The following is an 8,856-nucleotide window of genomic DNA, read 5'->3' on the forward strand; positions in this document are numbered from 1 at the left end:
CTAGTCGATTGATTAAACACCCGCCGTTTTGGCAAAGTGGCGAGTGAGGCTGCTAGGCGGTTGGTTCGCACCTGCCCAAGAGCCGCCGGCTATGCTGCTGGCGATCGTCGGAAGCGCGACGATCAGAGCGTCGCCAGCTAGGAAAAGCATGTCGAGTTCGTAAAGGCCGATGATCTTGGCTGCTGTCGTACCGGAGGTTTTGATCACCACAAGCATGACTGTCAGCGAGGCTGCTTCGGCAGCGATAACTATCGTTGCAACGATGTTGAGGAGGAGAAGCAGCAGCCCATACGAGAGCAGTTGGCCGATCCATTTGGTAGCTATGTCTCGAGTGTGATCAAAAAGGTAGCCTACAAGAACCAGGGGACCGATCGCCAAGAGCACCTTCGTCAGAATTCCGACGGCATCATAGATCTCGAACGCTGTCCACAGCGCGCCGTAGAAAATCCATTGCGCTCCCTGGAAAGCAAGTAAGTCCTGGCCATTCATAGGCCCAATTTCGGATGCAATCACCTGAAGGGCATACTGAGTTGAAGCAAACATGATGTCGAGCTTCTGGGAGATACCGATGAAGGGCAAGTCGCTGCCACTGATCTGATGAGCGAGCCTTGGAATCGTGTCGTCGAAGACAGATTCAATGTACTGCTGGTAGTTGGCCTGCCCTAAGATAAGGGCAACGACAATCGATACCATGATTACGCGCGAGATACCCCCGCGCGCATCGACTTGACCACGCATGACCAGACAGCCTTGGATTATTATCCAAAGCGTGACACACGCAACCAGAGGCGCGCTGACTGCCTCTTGGATTTTTTCAAGCACTCTGTGCAGCCCCAACGTAAAGGCCTGATCAAAGATCGTGTGTATAGCCGTGAATGGCGCGGCAATTCTGAAAGTCATGGCGTGAGCCTGATTTGTTCCTGATCAGCGCAGCTGGACCGGATGAACTCAGCGTCGTTTACGGGAGGATGCCAAAGATGCCAGCGGTCTTCTGGTGTTCGCGACGCTGCATCGCGGCCTCCTCTGCGGCGCGAAGGCTCGCTTGTGCAGTGGCCATCGTCAGCAGGCTCGTGGCCTGGGCATTTTGGATAATCGCATCATGGATGTGCTTGAGAACTAGACCGTTGGTGACGGTGGCCTGCATAATATTTCGCGAGCGGGAAAGCTGGCCAAGAGTGCGGGTGTTCTCCTGAAGGCGCTTGTCCATCATAACCAGACTCTCAGCTGCAATACCTGCAGCATTGGCAGCGCCGGCGATCTGAGTCCGCAACTGTCCCGCCTCCAGGTCGGTGCCTATGACGCTACGATTTGGCTCCTGCGCAATCTGACGCGCTATATTCGAAGCTGGCGTCTGGCTGTCAAACATCTGCTTCTCTAGCTGATTGCTCGACGGGTAATGATTTCGTTGGTCAAGTGAGCCTAACAGTCCCACGACAGCGAATGACGACGTAAGCATATCCACCATGTTGATTGTGTTGGCGAGTGTCGCGCTCGCATTCTCAAGGATCGCTGCGGTGGAAATCGCGGTCGCGGTCGCTTGTGTTTCTGTTAGGGGGTCGCTGACGATAAACTGCGACCTGGCCTGTCCCTGAAGCAGAAGGGAAGCAGCAAGCGTCGTTGCTGCAAGCTTGGCAAATTTCATGAATTTTCCTCCGTCAGTCTTGAACTTCATGGTAACGGGCCATGAACTTGTCGAGCCACCCACCTGGGGCATCTCCGTACTGCTCACGCAGCTGGTCGGCAAAGCGCACGGTGTTGGCCCGCCCCGAGAGTACGGCTACATACTCGCGCATCTGCCCAAGATCGAATTCGCAAACAATACTCCCGCTATCGCGCTTGAGCAAAAATTTGCGGCTGCCGATTGCCATTCCCTGACGGATTGTCTCGAACTCCTGCGCAGTGCACTTCAAGCCATCGACATACGCGGATCGGTCGGCCGTCGGAGATGGGTAGAATATTTTCGTCATACATTGTGCAACGAGACTAGCTCCGAGAGGCGATTCCAGGACGTGCTCAGGCTGCTGCGTTGCGAGTATCAACATCCCGTTGTTTTTGCGGACGGTGAGCAAGAACTTGTCGATAACAGCCGAGAATTGGGGGTTGAGTAGGTAGAAGCGAAATTCGTCGCAGCTCATGACGAATCGACGGCCATCGACAACAGCGCCCACTCGATGCAGAAGATATGCGGCGGCCGGCGCACAGATCTCCTCATATTCCAGGAGCTGCGTCATGTCGAAGCCCGTAATGGAGGCATCCAGCCTTACTTCGTCCACATCGCCGTCAAAGGCCCATCCAAGAGCGTTCCCTCTACACCACCGCTGCAGCCGTGCTCCTGCGCCCTCGGAGGGGCTGTGCAGCAGGAATTCGCGTAGGCCCGCAAGTGAGCGCATGACGGGTTCGAACGATAGCTGACGAACAATGCCGCGTTCCAACCGACGGCTTTCCTCCGGCGAGATCGGGCCACGGCCATCACTCTCGATCAGGGCCATCAACCACTCGCGCAGAAAGTCCAGCGAGGCGGAGGTGTTGTCCAGACCACGCAGAGGGGCCAAGCCACTCGGAGCGCCTCTGCGCAACGCAAGATATGTTCCTCCCGTGGCTCGCACTAGCAGTTCACCACCCCGGTCCTTGTCGAAGAAGACGATCGCACCATTGCGATCGACCAGGCTTTGCTCAAGCATGGCGAGGACAAAGGTCATCAGCGTCGTTTTACCTTTGCCAACGGGCCCGAATATTGCCGTCATGCCGACATCATTCTCGTGGGGGATGTAGTCGAAGGAAGTTCCACCGTTTGTGCGAAAGCGCGCAATAGCATTGCCCCAGTGGCCGGAACTGGAACCGCTTGGGAAATTCTCAAATGAGACGAGCCCGGCAAAATTGTACGAGGTGATGGCGCCGGGACGCGTGCGCCACCTGTTGTTCCCCGGAAGTTGGGACCAGTACGCGGCCTCCATGCCGATACCCTCTTGGACGATCACGGCGCCCGTGTCGGCCAGCCGTGCGCGGGCATTTGCTGCGCGATCTCCAAGGCTATTGAGGCTGTCGGCGTAGACGCACAGACTCAAATGATGCGAACCCATCACGAATTCGTTGCTTGCCAGTGCGTCCTCTGCCTCGGCAAGTTCATTGATCTGGGTCAGGGCCTTGTCGCCGGCACTCGTCATCTGGCTGGACTTAAGGCTAAGCTTCGCATGGGCTTGGGGGCGAGTGAGAAAGGAAAAGCTCTGGCTGAGGACAAGCGGGAAGTTGGCGGACAACAGGGAATTTAGCATGCCTGGCCGCGTCGTCGCCGGATATTCACGGAACGAAAACAATGATCCCACGGAGCTATCGCCGGGTCTTCGAATCTCAAGCGCCCGCTTCCCGCAGATGACTTGGTCAGTGTAGATCGAGGCGCCAAGTGAACCGGTAACCATTGGAACCGGAAGAAATCGGCAAGTCATTATCAGCCGAAGCGCCTCACCAATTTCGGTGAAGAGCACGTTGCCTTTCTCACGAATACCCAACCGGCGCAGACCGTAACCGCCGAGTGCGCCAGCAATGATGTGCCAGAGGTCTTCTAGGCTTCGCATTTGGGTGGCTAGATCGTTGTCATTCCGTCTGGGGGACTTGGAAATCCGCAAGCCGATCTTGCTGATTGCGCTGCGAGGGAACACGATGACAGTGAGTAAGTGATCGTTGCGACAGAGCTTTCCCGACAGCACATGTCGCTCGTAGGCTTCGCTCAGACTGCCAGCGAATGCACTTTGAAACTGGCGCGGCGCGGACGCTGGCACATCATTGTGTCGCACAAGATGAGCGTATATCGAGACATTGTCATCGGCGATGTTGCGCAGGAGAGTGTTGAACGCGCGGCAGCGCGCGTTGCGCATGTCAGCGTCTTCCAAATCAAAGGGCAGACCATTCACGTGTGCCATGGCCATGATCGATCCGTCTTCCAGAAGGACAACCTGATCGCTTACATGACCAACATACGGAAGATAGATCTCGCCAGATCTCTCAGTCCTGCCGCTGGCGCCAAACATTACACCATTCCTCTTCCGCGTTTCGGCACTCTGATCGGATTAGCGCTGACGCTCGCGCCACCCCAGAACGGCCCGTCCACGCTTCTGCCAGCCGTCTGCAAATAGAGTAGCGCGACGCTTGCGGCGTTATAATCACGCTCAACAACCAGCCGTGCTCCGAACCAGAGTGGCACGAGCATGATTTCGTAAAGTGGGTTCTGAAGGATAATGATAATGAGCCCAGCCAACATCATGAGCAATCCGGCCAGCGTCAGCGGCACACCCAGAAAGAGTGCAGGGCGTGTCGCTGCCACATAAAGGGTGCTTACCTCCAACCGGTCGCTCATCAGCCCGCGCCGATAAGCGCCTTGCCCAAGAAGCTGGCCCCGAACATGATGACGATCCCTCCAACGACACCGGCAACCAGGCCAAGTGAAGCACGACCGAACATCCAAGAGATACCGATGGCTACTAGTCCGAGCACGGCCAGTGATTGTCCGAAGGGGCCAAGTATGAACGTGCAGATATTCTCGACCATCTTGGCAGGATCCGTCCCCCCAGTTACCTGAGCTGCGGCTGGCGCGCTGGACAAGACCGTCCACGCCGCGCCTGCAGCAGCGGCCGGTATATATTCAGCCGCCATCCGCAGCATGGCACGAGGAACATGCCTTACAAGCATACGAAATGTCTTGAGTGTCTTCATCATTGGATCTCCACGATTCAATCGAATATGCGTTTATTTGGGTTTGAGGGTTCCCGCCCTTGCGCATCTTGGCTGCCTGGCGAAGCGGATGGATCTGCCCCTGAGCGGTTCCGCTGATAGGAGCCCCAGACGTCCCACGAATCTTGTGTGGGCTGCTTTTCATTGGTCTGTTGGCTCTGTTCGAGCAGAGGGGGCACCGTTTTCGGACCAGCTGCCTCAAGTTTTCGGATGCCTCGAGCAGCCGGCGCCAGCCTTCGGAGCATTGAGACATCCTTTGCGGCTGACTCAACCTTTCGCACATAACCGTTGGCGAAGCCGCGGGTGACGTCGCCGGTGTTGTAGGCCGAGATGGCACGGCGAAGCGCGAGTTGCTGTGCCACAGCAGTCATGCCGCCGGCATACCGGCTTTCAAGCAACTGAGCGGCAGCCGAAAGCGAGGTGCAGGGCTGCAAGGCCTTTTCCGGCGTGAGATTGAGAATAGAAAAATTCTTGCTGTTTATCTGCATCAATCCAACGTCAACGGAATGGTGTGCTTCGAGGCGGTCCTTGACGCCACGCGTAGCTTGCAGATGATCTGTCCAGCGAAGCTGCTCACCTGTGGTATTGTCATGTGCCACAAGCGGATCAAAGCCACTTTCAATTGTGGCAATCGCGGCGAGCGTGGACGACGCAACCCAGGGAGCGCATGTGCGCGATAGGCGGTCGAACTCACGCAGGGAAAGGGGCGCAGGCTCGCCCGGGAGGGACATAGAGGTCAACAAGATAAGGGCCAGGGGCCAAGCCGCTATAAACATTCCTATGACCTACCTCTCTAAGCCGCCGCACGGTTTGGCCTGTCCGGCACGCCCTTATCCGGGAGGTTTGTTACTCGATGATGTTCAAGTTCAGCTTTTCGGTTTCAACTGAAGCAAAGACATTTGTTCATGGAGAAAAGACGCTGGCGAGCTGGCGCAGCATGTTCATGCGAACTGATCACGGACTGGAGAAAGCAGCTTCTGGAAGGGCCGCAACCGTGTTTCGGCGCGGGAGAATCGGAGCGAGGTGGATATAAAGGCCGTCCATGCCAAGATCGGAGAGCTGACGCTGGCGAACCTGGTTAGCTGTTTGGCCGTGCGCGCTAATGTAGATGAGTAGATCATAGATTGTCCCCATCGGCAGAAAAACCGCACGCCATTGACGGAACCCGACCGCCCATCGCCGAGCATAATCATGAGGTTCGATTTGGCGCTGTCGAGTTTGAGGTGCTGCCCGTGACGTGACAGGCTCAAAGTGGAGGTCTCGCGTAAGCTGAGAAACGTTAGCTCGGACGGTAACCGTCCTCGGCCAAAACGAGATTCGACGCCGCCGGCCGTCTCGGAAGAACCCGGCTTGGCAGGAGACATACTATTTGGCACAAGGCCGTTGCAGCGAATCCCGTCGGTCGTGCCGCCGACGGCCTTTGAGGGAACCAATCAAAGCCGCGCTGCTCACCACGTCCGACGCCGACCCATGAGCCGGACGATGTCGAGATGATTGAGGTCCGAGCGCCAGCTAGCGTGACGAGGAAGCAGACATATGGCAGGCAACTCGGCACCCATGCCGTCGCACCCGAATAGTGTGAGCAGGCCTGCATCAAACTGACCAAAACGGAATCACGATCCGAAAAGGCGAAAAGACGTCACGGTAGGCAATGCGCTTGAACCTGTAAGGGGGCACGGCTGAATGCACGCGGCCAATTCGGGATTGATGACAAGACCCAGCCAGCCAATTCTGGACGAGCAGGGCCGTCGTTCCTGGCCGCCAGCAGCGAGTGGGATCAGAGGCCGCTGTCCTGCATCAGTGCCCGAGAATTACTCGGCAACAGATTTAGGAAGACAATTTCAAGATTGAAAGGTGAGCCGTTGAAACATGTTCTTGTCATCGATGATGATGCCGCAATGCGGCGCCTCATCGCCAATTATCTCGCGATACATGCCTTGAAGGTAACCGCAGTTAACGATAGCAAGCAGTTTAACCAGCTTCTTTCACAGGACCCAGTCGATCTGGTGATTGTTGACCTCAACCTAGGCCGGGAGGATGGACTTGCGATCGTCCGCAATCTGGCAGCAAAATCGGACATTCCCATCATAGTGATCAGTGGCGACCGGCTTGATGAGGCGGAGAAAGTGGTTGCACTGGAGCTCGGCGCAACCGATTTCATTTGCAAACCTTTCGGGCTGCGCGAATTCTTGGCCCGCATTAGAGTAGCGCTACGCCAGCGCATTTCCAGTCCGCGAAAAAAAGATCAGCGCTTATTTCACTTTGGGACCTGGAAACTCAGCGTCAAGCAGCGGCGGCTGGTCTGTCAGGAGCGTGGCGAGGTCAAGCTTACCGCATGTGAGTTCAATCTCTTAATCGCGTTCCTGGAGAACCCACGCAACGTGTTATCCAGAGAACGGCTTTTGCTCGCGAGCCGTGTGCGTGAAGAAGAGGTCTATGATCGAAGTATCGATGTCCTGATCTTGCGCTTGCGCCGAAAGCTGGAGGCCGATGCGAGCAATCCTCGCTTGGTCAAAACATCCCGTGGTGCAGGGTACTTCTTCAATGCTGACGTAGATATTAGCTACGGAGGCACGTTGGCCGCTTGAAGGGGAGCTATGCTGGATTTCCCGAGTACATCCGCCACCGTGACGACCGGAAGAAAAATTCGAGCTGATCGCAGGCCGCTCGCAGCCTGAAGACGGCGCTCCGCGCTACGTCGATTTTGTCCAGCTATGATCGCAAGCTGCAACGGCGCATTCTCGACCATCTCAAGAAGCAGTGCGTCCAGGCCAAACAGGATATTGCCTTCGTCACCGACGGCGGGGAGGAAGTCCGCTCGCTCGCGGAAATGATCGCACCGGCGAGCACGCCTGTCCTCGACTGGTTCAATATCACCATGCGCATCACGGTCCTTCGCCAGTTCGTGCAAGGGCTCGAAAACCACGACGAGCAGGCCGGACAGGACCTGCTTGAAACCTTGCGCAGAATCAAATGGCATCTCCGGCATCGTAACGTTTATCGTGCCTGTGACGAAATCGCCGACCAGCAGTTCGACGCGGAAGGTCTCGAGACAGGTCAGCCGGACACGCGCAAGTTCCTGACCGCCATCGGCGGGTTCCAAGCCTACATCGCCTTCCAAAAGTGCCCAGCCTGATCAATTTCGGCGAGAGCTGCCGCTCCGGAGATCGCGTCAGCGCCGCTGTCGTCAAGAGAGCCGTTCTGCTTGACCCCAGCCATGGAGCTCAACGCCCCGCGTCGGAGCGCTCTCTGCTTCTGAAGGAAGCCATCAGGTCCGCTCGGGCTTGATCTGAGGCTTGGCTGATGGACGTGGTGGTTGCTTCGCTCCGCTGCCGCCCCTTGGCGAGGCTTTGTGGACTATCGTTCGTTTTAGGGGTCGGAACAAGAGCAGTGCGAAATCGTACGCGGCCTTTATCAACCAAAGACAGCAATATCCTTGTGATATATAAGGCTTTTCATTGATTCTTCGGGCGGATCTGAAGGAGGTGAGGATGCCTGAAATGCTTGCAGCGCTTTCCAGCATTCGGACTGTTGAAGAAATGATCGCGGCCTTCCGGGATGAGCAGCATTGCCGTCGGTTGCTGGAAAGCATGGTGTGGCCGGATGGCCGGATCTGCCCCGCCTGCGGATTCAAACGCTCGATTGCGCTTGCCGGCCGCGATACCGGCAAGCGGCGCGCCCGACCGGGTCTTTATCAATGTTCCAGCGGCGTTTGCCGGTTCCAGTTCACGGTGACGACACACACGCCTCTGCACTCCACGAAGCTTTCCTTGCGTGTTTGGCTGAAGGCAATGTGGCTGTTACTGCAATCCGACAAGGGCTTGTCGTCGGTGCGCCTGGCCGAGGCGCTCGGGGTGAGCCAGCCAACGGCCTGGCGGATGGGACATGCACTGCGTCTCATGGTGGCGCGGGAGAACATGCTCGCCGGCACGGTGGAGATCGACCATTTCCATCTCGGTGGAAGGCCCAGAAAGAATCCCGACGACCCGCCTCCGGGCCGCGGCCGGAAAGGCCAGACGAATACGGACAAAACGCCGGTCATGGCAATGGTGCAGCGACCGACCGATGTCATGTCTGGCACTCTGGCCGGTGACGCGCGTGCCGCGGTCGTGACTGGTCTCTCGGCGCGAG

Annotated in this window: 8 protein-coding genes and 1 pseudogene; 3 read left to right on the plus strand and 6 right to left on the minus strand. The window is 57.1% G+C overall.

Features of this window, described 5'->3' with window-relative positions; genetic code table 11:
• Window positions 1-12 precede the first annotated feature (12 nt).
• From DH08_RS17165 to DH08_RS17190, 6 genes are read right to left on the minus strand one after another with little or no spacing between them, the layout of a single operon-like run.
• A complete protein-coding gene (locus DH08_RS17165; RefSeq protein ID WP_192180416.1) occupies window positions 13-900 on the minus strand; it encodes a type IV secretion system protein in 888 nt (295 codons plus the stop codon).
• Window positions 901-958: 58 nt separating this feature from the next.
• Window positions 959-1,642, minus strand: a complete 684-nt coding sequence (locus tag DH08_RS17170; RefSeq protein WP_192180417.1) for a TrbJ/VirB5 family protein — start codon at window positions 1,640-1,642, stop codon at window positions 959-961.
• Window positions 1,643-1,655: 13 nt separating this feature from the next.
• Complete coding sequence (gene virB4, locus DH08_RS17175) at window positions 1,656-4,025, minus strand: type IV secretion/conjugal transfer ATPase VirB4 (RefSeq protein WP_192180418.1); 2,370 nt, start codon at window positions 4,023-4,025, stop codon at window positions 1,656-1,658.
• On the minus strand, window positions 4,025-4,351 hold the full coding sequence (locus DH08_RS17180; RefSeq protein WP_183465361.1) for a type IV secretion system protein VirB3: 327 nt from the start codon (window positions 4,349-4,351) through the stop codon (window positions 4,025-4,027). Before DH08_RS17180 ends, virB4 begins: the two co-directional genes overlap by 1 nt.
• Complete coding sequence (gene virB2 / locus DH08_RS17185) at window positions 4,351-4,710, minus strand: pilin major subunit VirB2 (protein WP_192180419.1); 360 nt, start codon at window positions 4,708-4,710, stop codon at window positions 4,351-4,353. The genes DH08_RS17180 and virB2 overlap by 1 nt, the downstream gene beginning before the upstream one ends.
• Before the next feature lie 14 nt (window positions 4,711-4,724).
• Window positions 4,725-5,501, minus strand: a complete 777-nt coding sequence (locus DH08_RS17190) for a type IV secretion system lytic transglycosylase VirB1 (protein ID WP_192180420.1) — start codon at window positions 5,499-5,501, stop codon at window positions 4,725-4,727.
• Between the two features lie 1,086 nt (window positions 5,502-6,587).
• On the opposite strand from DH08_RS17190, the gene virG reads away from it, so the two are divergent.
• From virG to DH08_RS17205, 3 genes and pseudogenes are all read left to right on the plus strand, one after another.
• Window positions 6,588-7,313 carry a two-component system response regulator VirG gene (gene virG / locus DH08_RS17195; protein ID WP_192180421.1) on the plus strand — a complete coding sequence of 242 codons (726 nt, stop codon included), beginning with the start codon at window positions 6,588-6,590 and terminating at the stop codon, window positions 7,311-7,313.
• A 26-nt stretch (window positions 7,314-7,339) separates the two neighbouring features.
• Window positions 7,340-7,926, plus strand: a pseudogene (locus tag DH08_RS17200) (ISKra4 family transposase); the annotation flags it as partial.
• 290 nt (window positions 7,927-8,216) lie between these two features.
• Window positions 8,217-8,856: IS1595 family transposase (locus DH08_RS17205; RefSeq protein WP_192180423.1), on the plus strand; the 640-nt coding region annotated here is incomplete at its 3' end.

It is taken from the genome of Mesorhizobium amorphae (assembly GCF_014843845.1).
GTDB lineage: Bacteria > Pseudomonadota > Alphaproteobacteria > Rhizobiales > Rhizobiaceae > Mesorhizobium > Mesorhizobium amorphae_A.